Source organism: Nocardia terrae, from assembly GCF_009760405.1.
Lineage (GTDB): Bacteria > Actinomycetota > Actinomycetes > Mycobacteriales > Mycobacteriaceae > Nocardia > Nocardia terrae.
Window position 1 is genome coordinate 451,680 of the sequence record NZ_WRPP01000004.1, and the last position, 20,638, is coordinate 472,317.

Annotated in this window: 21 protein-coding genes; 9 read left to right on the plus strand and 12 right to left on the minus strand. The window is 67.1% G+C overall.

The window, feature by feature from the left end; all coding sequences use genetic code 11:
- Positions 1-144: 144 nt before the first annotated feature.
- The 4 genes from GPX89_RS22195 to GPX89_RS22210 are packed head-to-tail and all read left to right on the plus strand — an operon-like array spanning position 145 to position 4,992.
- Positions 145-2,025, plus strand: a complete 1,881-nt coding sequence (locus GPX89_RS22195) for an SCO2524 family protein (protein ID WP_157389516.1) — start codon at positions 145-147, stop codon at positions 2,023-2,025.
- A 3-nt stretch (positions 2,026-2,028) separates the two neighbouring features.
- Complete coding sequence (locus tag GPX89_RS22200) at positions 2,029-2,955, plus strand: SCO2523 family variant P-loop protein (protein ID WP_328602170.1); 927 nt, start codon at positions 2,029-2,031, stop codon at positions 2,953-2,955.
- On the plus strand, positions 2,952-4,001 hold the full coding sequence (locus tag GPX89_RS22205; protein WP_157389517.1) for an SCO2522 family protein: 1,050 nt from the start codon (positions 2,952-2,954) through the stop codon (positions 3,999-4,001). Before GPX89_RS22200 ends, GPX89_RS22205 begins: the two co-directional genes overlap by 4 nt.
- 13 nt (positions 4,002-4,014) lie before the next feature.
- The gene (locus GPX89_RS22210; protein WP_157389518.1) at positions 4,015-4,992 is read left to right on the plus strand and encodes an SCO2521 family protein; all 978 of its coding nucleotides are present in this window, start codon (positions 4,015-4,017) and stop codon (positions 4,990-4,992) included.
- Positions 4,993-5,008: 16 nt separating this feature from the next.
- Here GPX89_RS22210 and GPX89_RS22215 read toward each other — a convergent pair whose 3' ends face one another.
- From GPX89_RS22215 to GPX89_RS22225, 3 genes are all read right to left on the minus strand, one after another.
- Complete coding sequence (locus GPX89_RS22215) at positions 5,009-5,869, minus strand: hypothetical protein (RefSeq protein ID WP_157389519.1); 861 nt, start codon at positions 5,867-5,869, stop codon at positions 5,009-5,011.
- Between the two features lie 2 nt (positions 5,870-5,871).
- Positions 5,872-6,261 carry a GNAT family N-acetyltransferase gene (locus GPX89_RS22220; RefSeq protein WP_157389520.1) on the minus strand — a complete coding sequence of 130 codons (390 nt, stop codon included), beginning with the start codon at positions 6,259-6,261 and terminating at the stop codon, positions 5,872-5,874.
- A 422-nt stretch (positions 6,262-6,683) separates the two neighbouring features.
- Positions 6,684-6,887: a hypothetical protein gene (locus GPX89_RS22225; RefSeq protein WP_120736507.1), complete on the minus strand. Its 204-nt coding sequence runs from the start codon at positions 6,885-6,887 to the stop codon at positions 6,684-6,686.
- Positions 6,888-7,167: 280 nt separating this feature from the next.
- On the opposite strand from GPX89_RS22225, the gene GPX89_RS22230 reads away from it, so the two are divergent.
- Positions 7,168-8,055: a helix-turn-helix domain-containing protein gene (locus tag GPX89_RS22230; protein WP_407939456.1), complete on the plus strand. Its 888-nt coding sequence runs from the start codon at positions 7,168-7,170 to the stop codon at positions 8,053-8,055.
- Positions 8,052-8,255: a DUF397 domain-containing protein gene (locus GPX89_RS22235; protein WP_157389522.1), complete on the plus strand. Its 204-nt coding sequence runs from the start codon at positions 8,052-8,054 to the stop codon at positions 8,253-8,255. The genes GPX89_RS22230 and GPX89_RS22235 overlap by 4 nt, the downstream gene beginning before the upstream one ends.
- Positions 8,256-8,299: 44 nt before the next feature.
- On the opposite strand, the gene GPX89_RS43895 is transcribed toward GPX89_RS22235, so the two are convergent.
- The 4 genes from GPX89_RS43895 to GPX89_RS22250 form a co-directional block, all read right to left on the minus strand.
- The gene (locus GPX89_RS43895; protein ID WP_198347537.1) at positions 8,300-8,455 is read right to left on the minus strand and encodes a hypothetical protein; all 156 of its coding nucleotides are present in this window, start codon (positions 8,453-8,455) and stop codon (positions 8,300-8,302) included.
- A 188-nt stretch (positions 8,456-8,643) separates the two neighbouring features.
- A complete protein-coding gene (locus GPX89_RS22240; RefSeq protein WP_157389523.1) occupies positions 8,644-9,390 on the minus strand; it encodes a succinate dehydrogenase/fumarate reductase iron-sulfur subunit in 747 nt (248 codons plus the stop codon).
- Positions 9,391-9,393: 3 nt separating this feature from the next.
- Positions 9,394-11,337, minus strand: a complete 1,944-nt coding sequence (locus tag GPX89_RS22245) for a fumarate reductase/succinate dehydrogenase flavoprotein subunit (protein WP_157389524.1) — start codon at positions 11,335-11,337, stop codon at positions 9,394-9,396.
- 36 nt (positions 11,338-11,373) lie between these two features.
- The gene (locus GPX89_RS22250) at positions 11,374-12,204 is read right to left on the minus strand and encodes a hypothetical protein (RefSeq protein WP_328602171.1); all 831 of its coding nucleotides are present in this window, start codon (positions 12,202-12,204) and stop codon (positions 11,374-11,376) included.
- A gap of 365 nt (positions 12,205-12,569) precedes the next feature.
- Between GPX89_RS22250 and GPX89_RS22255 the strand changes: the two genes are divergently transcribed.
- Positions 12,570-13,868: a thiolase family protein gene (locus tag GPX89_RS22255; RefSeq protein ID WP_198347538.1), complete on the plus strand. Its 1,299-nt coding sequence runs from the start codon at positions 12,570-12,572 to the stop codon at positions 13,866-13,868.
- Positions 13,869-13,880: 12 nt separating this feature from the next.
- Here GPX89_RS22255 and GPX89_RS22260 read toward each other — a convergent pair whose 3' ends face one another.
- The gene (locus GPX89_RS22260; RefSeq protein ID WP_157389526.1) at positions 13,881-14,354 is read right to left on the minus strand and encodes a nitroreductase/quinone reductase family protein; all 474 of its coding nucleotides are present in this window, start codon (positions 14,352-14,354) and stop codon (positions 13,881-13,883) included.
- Between the two features lie 105 nt (positions 14,355-14,459).
- On the opposite strand from GPX89_RS22260, the gene GPX89_RS43900 reads away from it, so the two are divergent.
- Positions 14,460-15,053 carry a TetR/AcrR family transcriptional regulator gene (locus GPX89_RS43900; RefSeq protein WP_198347539.1) on the plus strand — a complete coding sequence of 198 codons (594 nt, stop codon included), beginning with the start codon at positions 14,460-14,462 and terminating at the stop codon, positions 15,051-15,053.
- Here the strand turns inward: GPX89_RS43900 and GPX89_RS22270 are convergent, their stop codons facing one another.
- On the minus strand, positions 15,054-15,341 hold the full coding sequence (locus tag GPX89_RS22270; protein ID WP_157389527.1) for a hypothetical protein: 288 nt from the start codon (positions 15,339-15,341) through the stop codon (positions 15,054-15,056).
- A 182-nt stretch (positions 15,342-15,523) separates the two neighbouring features.
- Entirely contained in the window at positions 15,524-16,531 is a 1,008-nt protein-coding gene (locus GPX89_RS22275) for an alpha/beta fold hydrolase (RefSeq protein ID WP_157389528.1), read from the minus strand.
- Positions 16,532-16,796: 265 nt separating this feature from the next.
- Here GPX89_RS22275 and GPX89_RS22280 point away from each other — a divergent pair, with 265 nt between their 5' ends.
- The gene (locus GPX89_RS22280) at positions 16,797-17,255 is read left to right on the plus strand and encodes a hypothetical protein (RefSeq protein WP_157389529.1); all 459 of its coding nucleotides are present in this window, start codon (positions 16,797-16,799) and stop codon (positions 17,253-17,255) included.
- A gap of 64 nt (positions 17,256-17,319) precedes the next feature.
- On the opposite strand, the gene GPX89_RS22285 is transcribed toward GPX89_RS22280, so the two are convergent.
- Complete coding sequence (locus GPX89_RS22285; RefSeq protein WP_157389530.1) at positions 17,320-19,275, minus strand: acyl-CoA dehydrogenase family protein; 1,956 nt, start codon at positions 19,273-19,275, stop codon at positions 17,320-17,322.
- Between the two features lie 127 nt (positions 19,276-19,402).
- On the minus strand, positions 19,403-20,587 hold the full coding sequence (locus GPX89_RS22290) for an AAA family ATPase (RefSeq protein ID WP_157389531.1): 1,185 nt from the start codon (positions 20,585-20,587) through the stop codon (positions 19,403-19,405).
- Positions 20,588-20,638 lie beyond the last annotated feature (51 nt).

Here is a 20,638-nt window from a genome sequence, read left to right on the forward strand (position 1 = left end):
ATCTGCCCGATATTGTGCTGTGCGCGACGCGATTTCGGGCCTGCCCTCCATCCGATGCGCGGGCCTGGCGCATGATAGTTTCAGCCGCGCTCGTTCATAGCCGTACCGGCGAGGCTGGCCACGACAGGGCAGGGGCAGGCGTCGATGAGAATCAAGCCGAGAGAACAGATCCTCGGAGTCTGGCGGTCGCTGCTGACCGCGTGCTATCGGAATGAAACCTGGGATTGGGAAGGCCGCAACGGCTCCAACTCCATCAGCGACGCCGAACAACTGCTGTGCCTGCTGTATCCGGCCACCGAGATCGACGGCTTCGGGCTGGAACGGCCGGACGAGATCGCCGACGACATCCGCGAGGTGCTCTCGCCGTTGGGCGACAACGGCCTGAAGATCGGCGAACGCGTGGTGTGGCTGCTCGAGCAGTACATCGAGCGCCACACCGAGGGTGAATGGGGCACCAGCACCGAACTGCCGATCTTCGCGGCGGGCAGCTACCTGACCTCCGCCAATGGGATCGAGCCGACGCTCGCGCAGCGCGCCCTGGATGTCGTCGACTCCTTTTCCATGTCGCTGACCCTGTGCCTGGCCGCGTTGAAGTTCCTGCGCGGCCTCAGCGGCCCGGTCGCCGAACTGGCCGTGCGCCGCCGTACCCGGCTGGCGCTGGACCTGGGACCGCGCATCGACGCGCTGGACGCGCGCATCAATGTCCGGCTGACCGCCGCCATGGTCGGCCTCATCCGGAGTTTCGTGGTGAACACGGTCTCGCCGAGTTCCGACGCCGGGAAAGCCATGCTGTCCATGCTCAATCAGACCGGCGGGTCGACCGAGGCGGTCGTGCACGCGGTGCAGGAGCGGCTGGATCGGGTCCGCATCCGACTACGCAACGACGCCACGCTGAGCCAGGTGGAGGGTGTCGACCTCGACAGCGAGGACATGCTGTTCGAATGCGGTTGGAGCTGGGCCGTCGTGCGCAAGGCCGCCGCCATCGACTTCGTGGACATGGCCATCGCCCATCAGCCCGGCTACGCGGTCGCCCGGCCCTATCTGCACTTCACGGTGGTGGCGCTGGACGGCATCAACGACCTCACCTCGGTACGCACCCGCGAACTGGATCTGCTCAACGCCGAGCAGCGCCGCCTGGCCGAGGCGCTGCAGCTGCGCTGGGATCTGGCCCAGCGCTACTGGGCGGCGGTGGCGCGCTTCGGTTCCGGGCGCTGGCCGCTCGAGGACATTCCGTGGCGCACCTCCGACGGCGAGGAGTCGGACTACTTCAGCCTCATCGTGTCCGCGGTGCTCATGCAGGACCTGCTCAACCGCGAGGCCAACGATGACGACCTCGACCGCGCCGCAACGATTTTCGACGAACTGGCCCGGCGCGGACGCATCATCCGCCGCTTCACCGAGGGCGATCCGGCCCGAACCATGCACACCCCGGGTGTGAGCCTGCGACTGCTGGGCAGCGAGGAACTCGACGGCCCGCTGCTGCTGTGGACGGTCTCCGATTACGCCACCGTGCTTTTGAAGCGGACGCTGCAGGCCGCGCGACTCTCGGGCACCATCGATACCCGCGATCAGCTCATGCGGCTGGCCGAAGCGACCATGGACCATCTGGATCTGCGCGCCTTCCGCGAGGGTCCCGCCACCGGCCTGTGGGACGACCCGTCGCGCATCTTCGGCGGGGCCGAATCCCATCTGCCCTCCTGGTATCTCACCGAGCGGGTGGTCGAGTGCATGGTGACCGCCGCGCGCATATATCGGGAGCCGCCGCTGCGTTCGCCCACCTCGGTGACCCGCGCCATGGAACTGCTGATGGAGGCCGAGCACCTGCTCAATCGGGAGATGCTGGAGCTCAGCGAGTCCGACTCCTCCGCGGGCCGCACCGCGCTGGCCCTGGCCGAGCAGCGGCTGGAACGGGCCCGCCGACTCATCGACGATCGTCCCGGCACCGCCGTCAGTCTCGCCTCGCAGGCCCTACTGGAACTGGACGAGCTCGCCTACGCCCGGTCCGACGCCACCAGGAGTGTGTGATCCGTGCTCGTGTTCTCGGCTTCCGACAAGGGCGGCACCGGCCGCTCGGTCACCAGCTGCAACGTGGCCTACTGGCTGAGCATGAAGGGCCAGAAGGTCGCCTACCTGGACTTCGATTTCGGATCTCCCACCGCCGGTGGCACTTTCGAGATCAGTCGCATCGACAACGGCGTGCGCGACAACACCGGCCTGCACGCGTACCTGCTCGACGAGAACGGAACGCCCGCCCGGCTCAGCGTGCGCTCGGAAACCGATCGCACGGAGCTGAGCCGTTCCCGGCATCCGTCGGGTCGCCTCGTGCTGTTTCCCGGTGACCTCGGCGGGTCCGAGTTCACCAAGCTCGATCCCCAGATGATCGAACGCTGCACGAACCTGTTCGTCACCTGCGAGCAGGAATTCGATGTCACCTTCGTGGATTTGAGCGCGGGTCGCTCCATCGCGCTGGCGCTGGCCCTGGCCGCCACCAAACAGGTGCAGTTGTCCCGGGCGGTATGCCGCTGGTTGATCTTCCACCGTTGGACCCGCCAGCACATCGCGGCGGCGCGCGGGCTCGTGCACGACGACCACGGGGTGCTGGACACCGGTGAGGCATGGGGACACGACCGCATCGAGCTGCTGAACACGCTGCGCTTCGTCCGCACGGCGGTACCCGAGGTGAACGTCACCGCCGGACTGCGCCCGGCCCAGGCCGCGTGGCTGCAGGAACAGCACAACACCCTGACCCGCGCGGCGAACCGGCACGGCATGGGCGAGAGCGGGATACTCGGAAAGATCCCGGTCGAACCGATGCTGCAATGCCGGGAACAGGTGATCCTGGATGTGGACGTGGCCGCACACGTGGCCAATGCCGAGACCGTGGCGGCGTTTCGTGAGCTCGCCGAGAAACTCACCAACAATGCCGTCTGGGAACAGGTGGAGGTGCGCCGATGAGCTCCGCGACCGACTACAGCGAGGCCGGCGAACGCAATCGCGTGGCCGGTCAACCGCTGTCGCATCTGTCCATCGAAGTCGGGCACTTCTACATGGACGAGCTGGTCAACGGCGTCGACCGCATCCACGCACAGCTGTCGAAGGTGGCGCCCATCGTCGAGGCCCAGATCGCCGCGGCGGAAAGGGAATTCGGCCCGGGTGCGCGGGTGAGCACCTGTTTCCTGGTCGATGACTACTTCTGGAGCAGAACCGGTTCCCGCTCCCGGGAGGCGCGGCGCACGGCCGACCCGGGCGAGGTGCTCCCGAAGCTGCTCGCGGCGGCCGAGACCTGCGGCGTCCCCATCGACTACCTCGCCCGCGAGGCCGGATGTGCCGAGGTCCCGTCCTTCCTGGACGGGCAGCCGATCGGTGAGCCGATCCGCCTGGCGGAGATGATGGCCGCCCGCATCGTTCCCGAACCCGAGCCCCAGGGCACCGGCCGTCGGCCGCCGAGCGTGGAGTCCGGCTGGCTCTGCAATGGCCGGCGATCCTCGGAATACGATGCGGGACAGGCCATGCGGATCGCCCGCTACCGTCCGCCCGAGGAGTTCGGCGCGCGCAATCACTCGATCTTCCTGGATGTGCAGCTGTGGAGCCGTCAGGTCGAGGAGGTCGCCGGCGAGCAGGTGGAGCGGATGCTCTGGTCCTGTCCGTTCCTCGCCGCGATCTGGCAGTTGTTGCGGCTGGGCCTGATTCGCAACGAGGGCGCGATGGTGGCGGCGCCGGAGCCGTGGACGGACCCGTGGCCCAGCGACTGGACGCGGCTGCCCGCGGTGGTGCGGCTGAATCCCGATGCCAAACCCTTCGCGGCCTATCGGGCACTGTCCGTACTGCCGTACAGCTACCTGGGCATCGAGCATGCCGTGCGCGTCATCCTCGACCACCTGCAGATCGACGAGAACGTTCAGGCCAAACTGGTGGAACGCGGTGCGAGCGAGCGGAATCCGGTGCTGGTTCCGCAACTGCCGACCCGTCGGTTGAACCACATCTTTCTCGGTGACGTCTGAGGTGGCGGCGAGCATGAGCGATCCGCTGGTGCTGTTGGGGGAGGTTCGCACGGCACTGTTGCCGAATTCGGGGGGATTGGCGGCGCGGGAGGCGTCCGCGCTGCTGTCGTTGCTACCCGGACAGGGTGTGCGGGTCCGGGAACGACCACTGGCGCTGGCTATTTCGCCGAGTTCCGCGGTCGGCGTGGACTGCCGCCTGGCGTCCACCAAGGAGACCCGGGCCATCGGGACGGTGGCCGTGCACGCCATTCTGGTGGGCGGCCGGGTGGCGCAGAGTTCCGCGTGCGCGACGGTGGTGCGGGCGGCGGACAAGAATCGGCGGCCGTGGTCGCACTATCTGACCCAGGTGGGCACGCTCGAGGTGTGGCACCGCATTACCGAGGACATACCGGCGGCCCTCGATCTGACCGAGAGCTTCCTCGGGAGCTCCAGCGCCACCACGCTGGACCTGGGCTCGATCAGCGATCGGCTGCTCACCCGGGTGCGCACCGATCGGCGCTTGGATCAGGATCCCCCGGTGCGCTCGAGCGCGACCCGGCTGCGCTGGGCCGCACGGGTCGCGCCACCGCTGGGCGGAAATGTGCGCCAACGCCCCAAGCTGTCGCTCCGGCTGGATGACGAGACCACTCGGTCGGTTCAGATCATCGTGCCGACCGCTCGCGACCTGGGCTCGGTGCAGCGCTTCTGCGAGGACCTGGCGGTGCACGACTGGCTGCTCACCGTCCTCGGCAGTGCGCTGTCGGAGACCGATCGCGGTCTGTCCGACCGCGATTCGACCGCACAGCTGGCCCCGCTGCTCGAACAGCTGGTGCACCTGTGGATGCCGGGCGCGCACACGTCGCCCAAGCTGGGTGAGCTGTGGGACGGGCTGGAGGAGAAACCGGGCTTCACCCGGCAGTGGACCGCGCAGGTGGGCCAGTTGCGCGACCGCCTGGCGGTGGCGACCCTGGAGGCGCTGCGCAGCTCCAAGATCAGCACCATCCAATGGTGAACCGCCCCGGCCCGATTCACAGCCGGAACCAGCGGCGCACCAGCAGCGCGAAGAACACCGACATGGTGACCGAGCCCAGATAGCTCTCGACCACGAAGATGGCGCGCCCGCCCACGCGCAGGTTCAGAGTGTCGCCGACGCCCAGCGGATTCAGGTAGTTCATCAGCACCTGGAAGACGGTGACCGCCGGTGGCTGCTCGGCTCGCAGCAGCACGGCCCCCGTGAACACCAGCAACTGGACCACCACGAACCACAGCATGCGGAAGGGCCGATATCCGTAGCCGCAGATCAGATCCGGGAACAGCCCGCCGATCCGCTTCCAGCTCACCGGCTGCGCCAGCCGGCGCGCGCGGGCCAGCGCCAGGCCGCAGCGGTCCTCGGCATCGGTGTCCTCGTCGATGCGGTAGAGACTGCCCGCGCGCCGGTACGCCAGTGCGGCGTGCGCGGGCAGCCCGGCCTGCACCAGGGGTGGGCCCAGGCGCTCATAAGCCTCGGCCAGCAGCCGATTCTGGGTGCGGCTCAGGCGCAACGGCCCCCGGAACTCCACCTCGGCCGCGATCAGCGCGGCCAGCAGCCGGTTGACGGGCATGGCCTGCGGCGCCGCGATGGCGGTGTGCTCGAGCACCGGCGCGTAGATGTGGGTGAAGACGAGACTGTCACCGGCCCTGCGGATTCCGGGTGGATCGTAGGTGGCCACCACCGCCTCGGTGTGGCGGGTGAACAGGTCCAGCAGGGGCTGCTCGGTGGCGCGCCGGCGCAGGCCGTGCGGCTGTTCGAGGAACTCGCTGACGCTCTCGGCGTAGGTGTCGGCGTGCCGTTCGATGCGCATGCTCATATCCGCCACGAACGGCGAAGAGGGCGCGCTTTTCTCGAGCATGATCAATGATAAATCTTGTGTACCAGGACATCTCGTGGCTCATCGGGCCCGAAGTAGGTCCCTTCGTGGTCCACCCAGACGAACCCGACCTCCTTGTAGAGGTGATAGGCACTGCGATTGCCGGGCTTCACGGTGACGAAGACCTGCTCGGCGCGGGCCCGGCGGCACTGGGCGAGTGCGGCTTCCAGCAGTGCCCGGCCGTAGCCGCGTCCGCGACAGCCGGCGGCCACAGCAAACCCCAGGAACCACGCCGTGCCGTCGCCGCCGATGGCGGTGAGCACGTAGCCGCAGACTTCACCACCGTCTTCAGCAACCGTCCAGTTTGCTCCGTGTAGCTCGAACAGTTGGCGCAGCACGAAATACGGATACGCGAGATGTTCGAACTCGGCCACCTCGAGGCATCGGATCGCGTCCAGGTCCGAGAGCGACGCGGTCCGACACGCTGGGACAGGCGACTTATCGAAGGCCAACAACGGTGTTCCCCTCCACCCCGTGCACGCTGCGCGCTCCAAATGCGTGCGGTGAATTCCAGGGTAGGCGTCACGCCGGATCTTGGGTGCGGTTCGACCCGCCCGCCGTCTGTGGAGCGGGCGGGCCGAACCGCGCTGCAGCACCGCGATGGGGGGACTGCGCCACGGGTACCCGGAGGTTTAGGTATGTGGCGATCGAAAGCGCTGTGCGGCAGCGTTTATCGCGAGCGGGGGCCTTCCCCGGTCCACTCCCGGTCGCGAAGTTGTTTTCTTGTGGAGGTCCAGTGCCAGCCAGAGCAACCGGTAGAGGAACCGGTCGTAACTGGTCGGTTTGGTTTGGCTGTTCATGGCAGGGCGCGCTCGTCGAGCACGCACCGCCCCTCTTCGACGAGGGTGGCCCGGGCTCGGCGGCGGACCTTGCAGGTGGCCACCGTGCAATCGAGGTGCAATTGCATTGCCGCGTGGGCTTGTTCGGCGGACATCACGCCCGGATCACGCCGGCAGCGCGACAGGCCGGCGATGTGCATATTGAGGGACGTCAGTTGCATGCTCAGACCACTCCAGTTCCCACTCGTTCCTGAAGTGCCCGGAGGTTCAGGAAAGGAAAGGGGCCTAGCTACACCACTCCGGGCACACATCTAGCACACCACGAGCAGACGCCAAGCGGGCGAATTTCGACAAGGAGAACGCAAAATTGCGCGAATTCCCAGCAGCGAATCCACTTGGGGGAGGACGATTCTCCATAGTGGACGAGGCGCTCGCCCGCCGGGCAGTCGAATCCACGCCGCCAACCCCGATCCAGGCCCGCGACCGCGAATGGAGCGTGTTGTGTCCGAAGGTCCCGCGTCATCCACCCTGCCCCGGCGCCAGCTCGGTCGCTACCTGCGCGACTGGCGCATCCAGGCGGGATTGACCATCGCCGAAGCCGCCAAGCTGATGGAGTGGGGCGCGAGTACCTTACAGCGACTCGAGAAGGGTAACGCGGATCGCATCCGCACCATCGACATCCAGGAGCTGTGCCGCATCTACGGGATCCCCGCCGAGATCGCCGAGGGGCTCAAGGGTCTGGCCCAGCAGGCCGCCGTCAAGAGCTGGTGGCACTCCTACGGCGACCTGATTCCGGAGAACTTCGACGTCTACGTCGGTCTGGAGGCATCCGCGCAGCAGTTGTCCTGCTACCAATCGGAATTGGTGCCGGGACTGCTCCAGACCGCCGAGTACGCAAGGGCCCTGAACCGGCTCGGCTATCCGGAAGAGACTGTGGCGGAGGTGGATCGGCGCGTTCAGCTGCGCCTGCAGCGCCAGGCCATGATCACCCGCCGCACCCGGCCGGCCGAAGTCGCCATGGTGTTGCACGAATCGGTATTGCGCCGCCTGGTGGGAGGTGCAAGGGTGATGGCGGCGCAGGTGCGGCACTTGGCGGAACTGAGTACGCGGCCCAATGTCGCCTTGCGTATCCTGCCCTTCGCAGCCGGTGTCCCACTGGGACTTTCGACCGGCCCGTTCGTGATCCTGGAGTTCGGATCCGACAGCAAGGGGCAGCCGGTGGAGCCCCCGGTGGTCTACGTGGAGGGGTTCACCGGCGATCTGTATCTCGAGAGACAGGGCGACGTGCAGCGCTATCGCCGGGCGCAAGACGTCCTGCAGCACTGCGCCTTGGATGTTCAGGACAGCAGAAACCTGCTTAGACAGGTGGCGAAGGAGTATTCGGCATGAGTGTGGATCTTTCCGGGGCCCGCTGGTTCAAGAGCAGCCGCAGCGGGGCCGGTAAGGAATGCGTCGAGGTGGCGTTCCTGCCCGCGGGCCGGGTCGGCGTGCGGGACAGCAAGAATCCGCAGGGTCCGGCGCTGGTGTTCGGCGCGGCGGAGTGGCGGTCGTTCACGGCCGACGTCGAAAGCGGTGTATTCGACCTGTGATTCGCTGATCGAGGGTTCACGGACCGATCCCGTGAACCCTCGCGTCATAGGATTGCGACGACGCCCAGCGCCACGGCGGCGACGAGTACGCCGATCGCCAACGCGGGCATCAGTGCGCCGGTAAGTACGTATACGCCCATCGCCGATACCGCGAAGAGCATCCCTACGATCAGCCGTTCGACCCAGTCATCGGGACCCATTTTCCGGTACCGGGGACGAGCATTTCTCAGTCCACGGTCCACGAATAGTTGGATACCCATGCTTTGCCGTGGCAAACGTCCTTTTGTTGTCGAACGGCCGCCGTTTCGTGATCAGATACCAACTCTGTACGTCCCGAGCCCCCGCGCTGGCAGCGCGGGGGCTCGGGGCAAGCTATTTTGCGGGTTGGTTACCGCCGGAAGAGCTTGTTCCCCAGCCAGACGATCGGGTCGTACTTCCTGTCCACGACCCGTTCCTTCAGCGGGATCAACGCGTTATCAGTGATCTTGATGTGTTCCGGGCAAACTTCCGTGCAACATTTGGTGATATTGCAGAACCCGAGGCCCGCCTCCTCTTGTGCCAGGTCACGCCGGTCGGCGACATCGAGCGGATGCATTTCGAGTTCGGCAATACGCATCAGGTATCGCGGACCCGAGAATGCGTGCTTGTTGTCCTCGTGATCGCGCACCACGTGGCAGGTGTTCTGGCACAGGAAGCATTCGATGCACTTGCGGAATTCCTGCGACCGTTCCACGTCGGCCTGCTGCATCCGGTAGTCACCCGGTTTCAGATCGACCGGCGGGGTGAACGACGGGACTTCCCTGGCCTTCTGATAGTTGAAGGACACATCGGTGACCAGGTCGCGAATCACGGGGAAGGTGCGCATGGGCGTCACCGTCACCACTTCGTCCTGCGTGAACGTCGACATGCGCGTCATGCACAGCAGCCGCGGCCGCCCGTTCACCTCCGCCGAGCACGAACCGCACTTGCCCGCCTTGCAGTTCCAGCGCACCGCCAGATCCGGCGCCTGGGTGGCCTGCAGGCGGTGGATGATGTCGAGCACCACCTCGCCCTCGTTCACCTCCACGGTGAAGTCGTGCAGGCCGCCGCCCTCGGTGTCGCCGCGCCACACCTTGAACTTCGCCTCGTAACCCATGGCCTATTCCGCCTTTCCTGCCTCGTTGGGCGGCTCTGTGCCCCGCAGCGCTGCGAGATCCGCGGAGGTGTAGTACTTTTCGAGCTCCGCCAGGTCGAAGAGCCGGAGCAGGTCTTCCCGCATGGGCACCTGGGCCTCGGGGGTGACGGTCACCGACGGCACCGAGAATCCGACGTCGTCCGGATCGACGGTGCAGACCAGCAGCTTGTTGCGCCACACCGGATCCATGCCCGGGTGGTCGTCGCGGGTGTGGCCGCCGCGGCTCTCGGTGCGCAAAAGCGCGCCCTGCGCGACACATTCGCTGATGAGCAGCATGTTGCGCATGTCCAGCGCCAGATGCCAGCCCGGGTTGAACTGCCGGTGGCCCTCCACGGTGACGTGGTCGTAGCGGTCACGCAGTTCGGCCAGCTTCTCGATGGCCTGCTTCAGTTCGTGTTCCTTGCGGATGATGCCGACCAGATCGTTCATCACCTGCTGCAGCTCCATGTGCAGGGTGTACGGGTTCTCCCCGATCCCCTCCTGCGGCGGATCGAACGGCGTGACAGCCGCTTTCGCGGCCGCGGCCAGATCGGTGTCGGAGACCTTGGGCCGTCCCGGCAGCTGCTCCACGTACGAGGCCGCGCCGAGCCCGGCGCGCCGCCCGAACACCAGCAGGTCCGACAGCGAGTTGCCGCCCAGGCGATTCGACCCGTGCAGGCCGCCCGCGCACTCACCGGCCGCGAACAGTCCCGGCACCGTGGCCGCCTGGGTATCGGGATCGACCTCGATGCCGCCCATCACGTAGTGGCAGGTCGGCCCGACCTCCATGGGCTCCTTCGTAATGTCCACGTCCGCCAGCTCTTTGAACTGGTGGTGCATGGACGGCAGCCGCTTGACGATCTGATCGGCGGGCAGCCGCGAGGCGATGTCGAGGTACACGCCGCCGTGCGGGGTGCCGCGCCCCGCCTTCACCTCTTCGTTGATGGCGCGCGCCACCTCGTCACGAGGCAGCAGATCCGGTGTGCGCCGCGCGGAGTCGTTGTCCTTCAACCACTGGTCCGCCTCTTCGATGCTCTCGGCATACTGCCCCTTGAACACCGGCGGGATGTAGTCGAACATGAACCGCTTGCCGTCGGAGTTCTTGAGCACCCCGCCGTCACCGCGCACGCCCTCGGTGACCAGGATGCCCTTCACCGAGGGCGGCCAGACCATGCCGGTCGGATGGAACTGCAGGAACTCCATATTGATCAGCGACGCCCCGGCGCGCAGCGCCAGCGCGTGCCCGTCACCGGTGTACTCCCAGGAGTTCGAGGTCACCTTGTAGGACTTGCCGACACCGCCGGTGGCGATGACGACCGCGGGGGTCTCGAAGAGGATGAAGCGCCCGGACTCGCGCCAGTACCCGAAGGCTCCGGCGATCTTGTCGCCGTCCTTGAGCAGTTCGGTGATGGTGCACTCGGCGAAGATCTTGATCCGCGCCTCGTAGTCGCCGGTCTGCGCGAAGTCCTCCTGCTGCAGCGACACGATCTTCTGCTGCATGGTGCGGATGATCTCGAGCCCGGTGCGGTCGCCGACGTGCGCCAGCCGCGGATAGGTGTGGCCGCCGAAGTTGCGCTGGCTGATCCGGCCGTCCTTGGTCCGATCGAACAGCGCCCCATAGGTTTCCAGCTCCCACACCCGGTCGGGGGCCTCCTGGGCGTGCAGTTCGGCCATGCGCCAGTTGTTGAGGAACTTGCCCCCGCGCATGGTGTCCTTGAAATGGGTCTGCCAGTTGTCCTTCTCGTTGGCATTGCCCATGGCGGCCGCGCAGCCGCCCTCGGCCATGACGGTGTGCGCCTTGCCGAACAGGGACTTGCAGACCACCGCCACCGACAGGCCGTGTTCACGGGCCTCGATGACCGCACGCAGACCGGCGCCACCGGCACCGATCACGACCACGTCGTACTTGTGCCGCTCGACTTCAGGCATGGAACCGAATACTCCTGGGAGACTTGGGAATTGGGATTAGCCGATGAACCGCAGGTCGGTGACCTTGCCGGCCGCGACCAGTGCGACATAGAGGTCGGTGAGCATCAGCGTGCCGAGCGTCGTCCAGGCCAGCTGCATGTGGCGGGTGTTCAGCTTCGACACCACCGTCCAGAAGCGGTAGCGCACCGGGTGCTGTGAGAAGTGCTTGAGCCGGCCGCCCGCGATATGGCGGCAGGAGTGGCAGGAGAGGGTATACGCCCACAGCAGCAACGCGTTCGCGGTGATGATCACGGTGCCCAGGCCGATGCCGAAGCCGCCGGACGAGTGGAAGGAGATGACCGCGTCATAGGTGTTGATCAGCGAGATGATGACCGCGATGTAGAAGAAGTACCGGTGCGCGTTCTGGATGATCAGCGGAAGCCTGGTCTCCCCAGAGTATTTCGCGTGCGGCTCGGCCACCGCGCAGGCCGGCGGCGACATCCACACCGACCGGTAGTACGCCTTGCGGTAGTAATAGCAGGTGAGCCGGAACAACAGCAGGAACGGCAGCACCAGGAAGCCCAGCGGAATCCAGTGCGGCAGATCGGGAATCGGCGTCCCGAAATGGGTGGATCCCTCGACGCAGCCCTTGCTCAGGCAGGGCGAGTAGAACGGCGTCAGATACTCGTACTTGGCGACCCAATAGTAGTTGTGCTGAAAGGATCTGACGGTCGCGTAGATGATGAAGGTCGCGAAGCCCAGCACCGTCACCAGCGGTGGCAGCCACCACTGATCGGTGCGGAGCGTGCGTGCCGCGATGGCGGCGCGACCTCTACTGAAAACTCCGGTTGTACCTGATTCAGGAGCCTTGACTGGTGCGGCGCTCACTGGTGGCTGCCTCGCTCATCTATCCCGTGGCACGTCATCGTTACCTCCGGCATCGAATGTGATGGTGAGCACCCTACGACAGCGGCGCTATCACTCGAGCTCGCAACCGCCATTTCGTGACCCAGTGATTTGCGCCACATTTCCTGGTTGGGCCGGTGATTCGTTTGCTTGGTGAATTAACGGCAATCTCTCGAACTCGGCGGCGTTTCAGAAAGATTCGGATTTCGCATATCCTCTCCGCCTGGCCGGTCACTTTTTCCGGTTACACACCGTCACACGTCAGCAACAACTCTGTGGTGGCCTGTCCCCTGGGCTGGACAAACTCCGCGGGGGAGCCGGTGATGAGGGTTCGAAGGGAGCCGCAGATGAGACGAGCGGCAATCGTCATGCCGATGCGCACGCCGCTGGGACTGCCGGGCGGCGCACTCGCCGCGGTGCCGCCGGATCGATTGATAGCCACGGTGTTATCGGCCGTGCTCGGGCGGGCGGGTCTGGATCCGCTGCGGGTCGAGCAGCTCGTCACCGCCGTCCCCGACGGCCGGGCCGTCCGGGACGCGCTGACCGCGGCGGGGATGTCCCCGGAGCTGGGCGATTTCGCGCTCGGCGACGGACCCGGCAGCGGACTGCGCACGCTGATCACCGCGTCGATGATGGTGCGCACCGGCGTGGCCGATGTGGTACTCGCCGTCGGAGCCGAATATTCGTGCACCTCGGTCGAATTCGCGGGGCAACCGGCCAGCGCACCGCCGCGCGGCACCCGGCCGGACCGGCGCGACGACGCCGATCCCACCACCGACGAGCAGATCGCCATCTGGGCCGCCGAACCCGCACGCGGACAAGCGGATTCGCTGCGGGCCGAACAACTCGCCGTCGAGTACGGCCTGACCCGCGCGCTGGCCGACGACTTCGCGGCCGCGAGCCACCGCCGCGCGGCCCGCGCCCGCCGTCAGGGTGTCTTCGGCGCGGAGATCGCGCCCGTGGTGGTGTGCGCCGACCCCGCCGATCCGAATTCCGCGGTCACCCAACTGGTCGACCGCGACGAGGGCCTGCGCGACGATGTCTCCGCCCGCGCCTTCGCCGCCCTCGCCCCGTTCCTGCCGGGCGGCATCACCACCGCGGCGAACAGCAGCGGCCGTGGCCTGGCCGCCTCCGCCTGCCTGGTGGTGGCCGAGGATCGGCTGGTCGATCTGGATCTGGAACCCCTGGGCTACCTGGTCGATTGGGCCTCCGCCGCCGCCCCGGCCGCCGTACCGGTCCCGCACGGCACACCCGCGGTGGCGAAGGCGCTGTGGCGCAGCGGCTTCCAGCTCACTGACCTGGACCTGCTGGAGATCGAGGAGACCTCCGCGGTCGACGTGCTCGCCCTGACCCGCGCCCTCGGCCTCGCCGACTACGACCCGGATCTGGTGAACGTCCACGGCGGCGCGATCGCCCTCGGCGATCCGGGCGGGGCCGCGGGCCTGCGCACGGTCACCGCCATGCTCCACGAATTGTCGCGTCGCGACGGCGGTCTCGGCCTGGCCGTGACGCCGGAAGGCCCCGGCGGCGCACTGGCCGCCGTGTTCGAATCCCCCAATCTGGAACCGATCGCGCGATCCCCGCTCGGCGCCCGCTTCCGCGGGGCCGGTCCGCGGCGGCCGATCCGCGGTCGGCACCGCCACTGAGCGCCGGAAAGGTCAGAACAACGGCCAGAGCTTGACCACGGCCGTGCCCTTCGCGAGTGCCGCCGCGAGTTCCTCGCGATTGATGCCGCCGTCCTCGTTCAGGCCGATGCCCGCGATCCTCCCGTGGGTCGGATTGTGCGTGACGATGATCCGATACGGCTCCGCCGCGTCGTCCAGATCCGTGATCACCTCCCAATCGGCCTGGATTTCCCTGCCCCGCAGGGTGATCCGCACCGGTTCACCGGGGCGGAGGTTGCGCCGCCACTTGGCCGCGCTGCCGATGAGCAGCGTGCCGTCGTGTTCGACATAGGCGACCGGGTTTTCGTACACCCGTCCGCTCTTGCGCCCGATCACCGTGATGACGAGCAGTTTCCCGCTGACCACCCGGTGCAGTGGCGAGCGCAGCACCCATCGCATGACGGCGTCCAACCGCTGCTGCTTGCGGGTGGCGGCCGGATTCGGAGTTGTCGTAGCTGGCTGGGACATCGGTGAGACCTCCGGTTCACCTATTTACTGAGTGACAACTCAGAAAATACGACGAGATGCGGCATACTGCAAGGACCCGAGTTCAGAGCACAGCTGGAGGCGAGAGTGGCGACCCGTTCCCGAGGCCGGCCCAGCACGGGCGTGCGCGAGGCCGTCATCGCCAGTGCCCAGCAGGTGCTCGCCGAATCCGGCATCGCCCGGCTGTCCACCAAGGAGATCGCGACCCGCGCGGGTGTCGCCGAATCGAGCATCTTCTACCACTTCGGCGACCGAATGAGCCTGCTGCAGGCCGTGATCCAACACCAGCTGCGCCCGTTCAAGGAGATGCTGGCCGATGAGCCCGCGCGGGATCTGCGCGGGGAACTCGCATCGCTGCTCGCGACGCTCGAGGACTTCTTCCTGTCCGCGCTGCCGATCATGGCGGCGGTGCAATCGGATGCCGAGTTGCGCGCGGTCTACCGGGAACGCAGCCGCGACCTCGACCTCGGTCCGCATCGCGCGGTCGACGGTGTGGTCGCCCATCTGTCGGCCCGGGGCGTCGAGGTCGCGGACCTCCGCACACCGGCCCTGCTGCTGGTCGGCGCGGCGCATCAGCGCGCGCTACAGCGGCAGCTGAGTCCACCCGACGCGCTCGTCGATTTGCCGAGCCCCGACGCCATTGTCGAGGTGGTTCTGCCGCTGTTCGAAACGAAGAATTAGCTACTTGGTGCGGGGGCGGGAGTGGAAGCCCAGGCCCTCGTCCTGCGCGCCCATCCAAGCCGCCTCATCGTGCTTGGCGTCGGGGACGTAGATGATCTCCTGCTTGGCGCCCGGCGATTCCGGGGGCGGGGCCTGCTCGAACTCATCGGCGTCGATGGCGAGCCTTTCCAGATCGTTCTCCAGGCGGCGGACCGTGCCCGCGTCCCCGTAGTGGGAGCGCAATGCGCTGACGCACTGCCGGAGCTGGCCGACCGCATAGCGGAGTTCAGCAATTTCGCTGTGTGTCATCGAAACCCTCCTCGAGCCGTGTGACAGACCACACATCGTGATCTACAACACAGTACGTGATCATGTGGGATCCGTCTCGTTCGCCGCGAATAATACCTGGTCAGGAGCCTGTCATCGGGTCACGAATCGGGGCGGATAGCGTTTCAAATCGACGAATCAACCGATCGCAGTTGATCTTCGAGCTATCCCGCGATGGCGTATTCGGGTCCGCAGTCCGGCCCTCGATCCGGGTCTGTCGCCACGGTCTCGACGGCCTCGGCGCGGGCCGCCGCGATGGCGCGGGCGACCAGGCCCACCACCGCCGCCGCGACCTCCTCGGCCCGCTCCAGGATCACGCTGTGCCCGGCCCCGTCCAGCCGCACCAGTTCGGCGTCGCCGACCTGCGAGGCCAGCACCACCGAATGCGCGAACGGGATCATGATGTCGGCGGACCCGGCCAGCACCAGCACCGGAATCGTGCCCAGGTGGTGCAGGGTCGCGGATTCGTCGAAGCGCATGAGCGATTCGAGGAAGCTGGCCATGGTCAGCAGCGAGGTGTCGTTGAGCATGGCCGTCGCGACCGCCAGCATGCGCGGGCTCACCTTGCGGGTGCCCAGGGTGGCGTCGCGCATGATGGGCTCGAAGATGCGGCGGCTCAGGTGCTTCGAGGCCTGCATGGCCCGCGGCGCCTTGCGCACCGCGACCCGCAGCGAGCTCACCGCGGGCGCGCTCAGCAGCCGCCCGAGCCCGACCCGGGTGACCCCGCTGCCGGCGCTGGAGAGCAGGCCCACGCCCACGATGCGGGTCCCGATGGTCTCCGGGTACAGCCGCGCGTAGGCCAGCACGGTCATGGCCCCCATCGAATGCCCCACCAGCACAACCGGTCCGGTTGGCACCACGGTGCGCAGCACCGCGTCCAGATCCCGCGCCAGCTGCTCGATGGTGTAGGTCGACGGATCGGCCGATCCCGAATCCCCGTGTCCGCGATGGTCGTAGAACACCATGTGGGTGTCGTCGCCCCAGGTCTGCAGCAGATGCCCGCGCATGAACGCCCACGATTCGGCGCGCAGGCAGTGTCCGTGCACGAACACGACGGTGACGGGAGCATCGGTCGCGCCGAACTCGCGCACCGCGAGTGGCACGCCGTCATCGGCGGAAACGGTGACGTGGTGGCCGTCGAAATCGGCGGCCCGGGGGTTCAGCGTGGACATGACGTCCTCCTGAAGAGAATCGCCTCTTGCCCGGTTGTCGATAGAGATAGCCCCCGCGTTAACCCCCTACACCAGGCGTTATGCACAAGTTGTCCAACTGTCGCCGCCGATCTATGCAGCGCTGTCGGGCGATCCGCGAGTCGCTCGGCAACTTGCTGGCCCTCGTCTGGAGATCCCCGCCGATTCTGCCGACGACAGGGCCGTCTACATGTATCTATGCAATTTGATAGATAGCTGTAGATAGTTCGATCGATAGGGTCGGACAGTGACCAGGGACCGAAAGTTCCATATCGCCCACGTGACGGGGCATGTGTTCTGGTGGGTCTTCGTCGTCGCCCTCCTGTTCCCGGAGATCTCGGGCGGCACCGTATCCGGCGCGACCGTCTACCAAGGGGCCTACCAGCCGCTGCGCGACTCGGGGCACACCCTGACGATGTGGACCGACTACCGCCCGTCGGACGGATTCTGTCCCGGCACGGCGCTGGCGGCTGTCGCCTTGGCGGTGGTGGTGATCGCTGCGATCATCGAGGCCGCGGTCGTGCATCGGCAGACGCAGGGGTGGATCACGGTGGCCGTGCCGCTTTTCGCCGGACTCGCGATCTGGAACGCGGTCCCGGGCTGCGGCAGCCCGCGAACGGCGGGCCTTTTCGCCCTGCCGATCGTTCTGCTGGCTGTCGCCGCACGGGAAATCTGGGCGCGTGGCTACGCGCCGCGGCCCTCGTGATGTAAATCTGCCGCTATCTAGTTGATTCGCAAGATAGCGGCAGATTTCTATTGCGGCCCTTCGGTCAGGTGGCGGCCCCGGTCTTGGTGGAAGGGAGGAACGGGCGCAGCAGGTTCTGTTCGGTGGAGGGGCCGAACTGCCATTCGGAGATCCAGGGGCCGGTGCCCTCGCTCGGGTCGAGGGCGCCCGCCTCGAGGAAGCGGTAGCGGCCGTCGAGGACGCCGCGGGCCAGGTCGGTGCCGGCGTCGTCGGTGTTGGACCAGAGGCCGTTGACGAGGCTCTCGACGCGCAGGCGGGCCTGGCGGCAGAAGACGTCGGCCAGTTCCTCGGCGGCGACGCCGTCGGGATCGCCCGCGACGCGCAGGGATTGAGCGCGCACGCAGGCGGCGGCCATGGCGAACAGTTCCGCGCCGATGTCGACGATGCGGCCCAGGAAGCCCTGCTTGTACTCCAGCTTGGCCTGCCAGCGGGCCATGCCGTACATGAGCGCGCGGGCCTGCTTGCGTGACATCCGCTCGACGAAGCGCATATGTCTGGCGAGCGGCCCGAATTCACCGTAGGTGACGGGCGCGGTACCCGCGCCGACGGTGAGCTGCGGGAACCACTTGGCGTAGAAGCCGCTCGCGCCGACGGCGGCCTTGGCCTTGTCCTTGAGTTCGGCGTTGCGGTCCACCAGCGCGCCCGCGGCGGCCATGTGGGCATCGGCCATCTCACGGGCGATGAGCAGGCGCATGATCTCGCTGGAACCCTCGAAGATGCGGTTGATGCGCAGATCGCGCACCAATTGCTCGGCACCTACGGCTCTTTCGCCGCGCGCCGCCAGGGAGGCGGCGGTCTCGTAGCCGCGGCCGCCGCGGATCTGCACCAGCTCGTCGGCGATATCGCAGGCCTGCTCGGACGCCCACAGCTTGGCGAGGGCGGCCTCGATGCGGATGTCGTTGCGGTTCTCGTCGCACATGGTGGCGGAGAGGTCGAGTACCGATTCGAGCGCGAAAGTGGTCGCGGCGATGTAGGAGATCTTCGCGCCGACGGCCGCGTGCTCGCCGACCGGGCGGCCCCACTGCACGCGGGTGGCCGACCACTCCCGCGCGATCTTCAGCGACCACTTGGCCGCCGCGGTGCACATGGCCGGAATCGCGAGGCGGCCCGCGTTGAGGGTGGTCAGCGCGATCTTGAGGCCATCGCCCTCGCGCCCCACCAGATTTCGCTTGGGGACGCGGACATTGTGCATGCGGGTGACGCCGTTCTCGATGCCGCGCAGGCCCATGAAGCCATTGCGCCGCTCCACGGTGATGCCCGGGCTGTCGGCCTCCACGATGAAGGCGGAGATGCCGCCGCGGTGACCCTCGCTCTTGGGCACCCGCGCCATGACTACGAGCAGTTCGGCGACCACGCCATTGGTGGTCCACAGCTTCACGCCGTTGATCTCGTAGGCCTCGCCGTCCTCGGTCGGGGTGGCCGTGGAAGCCATGCGGGCCGGGTCCGAACCCACATCGGGCTCGGTGAGCAGGAAGGCGCTCACCGCGCCTCTGGCGCAGCGCGGCAGGAACTCTCGCTTCTGCTCGGGGGTGCCGGCCAGCTTGAGCGGTTCGGGCACACCGATGGACTGGTGCGCCGAGAGCAGTACGCCGAGGCTGGCGTGCGCGGAGCCGACCAGCATGAGCGACTTGTTGTAGCCGACCTGCGACAGCCCGACCCCGCCGTACTCCTCGGGGATCTTGAGGCCGAAGCAGCCGAGTTCGGCCAGGCCCTTGACGTATTCGTCGGGGATGCGGCCTTCGGCCTCGATGCGCTGGCCGTCGATGGTCTCGCAGAACGCGCGCAGCTTCTTCAGATACGCCTCGGTCTTGGCGGTGTCGGCGGCGTCCGGGTGCGGGAACGGGTGGATGAGGTCGAGCCGGAACCTTCCGAGGAACATCTCCTTGGCGAAAGAAGGCTTTGCCCAGGTGGTTTCGCGGGATTCCTCGACCAGTGCCCGGGCTTGTTCTTCGGTGGCGTCGACTTTGGCGTGAGTCGCCATGATGTCCTCCTCGACCGTGATGAGAATCACATTCGAGTGTAGGAGCTCTTGTTACCCACCGGTAGGGGCTGGCTAAGATCGAAAACGCCTGTCAGAGAACGATCTTGATCGCCAGGCAAATCTCGGGCTATTGCACGCTCCGGAGATAACGGCCGAAATGCGGGACGGTGAAACCGATGCTGCCGCGCTCGGCCGAATAGATGAGCCCCTTCTTGATCAACCCATCTCGCGCGGGTGAGAGCGAGGCGGGCTTGCGGCCGAGTTCACTCGCGACCGCGGAGGTAGCCACCGGCCCGTCATCACCGGACAAATCGGCCATGGCACGCATATATTCTCGTTCTGCGGGAGTCGCTCGTTCGTAGCGGGAACCAAAGAAACCGACCGCCAGTTCCTCTTCGGCGGCGGGCGCGGCCACCGCCACATCCTCGGCCGTGATCGGACTCTGCGCCGCGGCGTCCCAGGTCGCCTTCCCGTACGCCTGCACGAAATACGGGTACCCGTCGGCCTTGCGGTACAGCGCGTCGAGGGCCTCCTCGGTGTACTTCACGGCCTCGCGATCGGCGGGCGCGATCAGCGCCTGATCCGCCGACTCCCGATCGAGCCGGTCGATGCGGTGATAGGAGAACAGGCGCTCGGAGTAGCTCTTGGACGCGGTCAGCACCGCGGGCAGGTGCGGCAGGCCCGCCCCGACCACGATCAAAGGCGCGGCGTCCTGGCTCAATTCGTGGCAGGCCCCGCAGATGGCCGAGATGTCGGCGGCCCCGAGATCCTGCATCTCGTCGATGAACACCGCGATCCCCACCCCGATGTCCCGCACCAGCGCCGCCGCGTCCATGAGCAGCTCCACCAGGTCGATCTCGATATCGCCCGAATCGGCCCGCCCGGTCACCGCGGGCACGTCGATGCCCGGATTCCAGCGGTCCCGCATGCCCTTGTCGGCGGTGGAGCGCAGCGCGAAGGCCTTGAGAATCCCCAGGAAGTCGTCCACCTGCTCCGGATTGCGGTGTGCCACAGCGATGGAGCGCACCGCCATGTGCAGCGCCGAGGCCAGCGGCCGGCGCAGCTCCTGATCCGGGCGCGCCTCCAGCTTGCCGGTGCCCCAGCCGCGGGTGCGGGCCGCCGAGCGAAGCTGGTTGAGCAGCACGGTCTTTCCGACTCCGCGCAGTCCGGTGAGCATGACGCTGCGTTCGGGCCGTCCCCGCGAGACTCGTTCGAGCACGATGTCGAAGGCGTCGAGCTGCCGGTCCCGGCCCGCGAGTTCGGGCGGCCGCTGCCCCGCGCCGGGCGCGTAGGGATTCCTGACGGGGTCCATGCCGCCCAACCGTAGCGCCGGAATCGCGGATTATCCGGGCATCTATCGAGA